Below are 248 nucleotides of genomic sequence, written 5' to 3' on the forward strand. Positions count from 1 at the left end.
GTCATTTTATTTTGCGTCATTGTCCCTGTTTTATCTGAGCAAATGATCGACGCGCAGCCGAGCGTTTCCACAGCTGGGAGCTTTCTGACAATTGATTTTTGTTTGATCATCCGCTGCACACCTAGGGAAAGAGCGACGGTTACAATCGCCGGCAGTCCTTCTGGAATGGCAGCAACAGCGAGAGATACACCCGCTAAGAACATATGATACAAATCATGTCCTTGCACAACGCCCAGAACGACTACGAG

The 248-nt window shown here is 48.4% G+C and carries 1 protein-coding gene; it reads right to left on the reverse strand.

The features are described 5' to 3' along the window. On the reverse strand, positions 1-248 hold a 248-nt coding region (locus SB775_RS32430; RefSeq protein WP_410865400.1), incomplete at both ends, for an HAD-IC family P-type ATPase.

The sequence above is a fragment of the Peribacillus sp. SIMBA_075 genome, assembly GCF_046534585.1.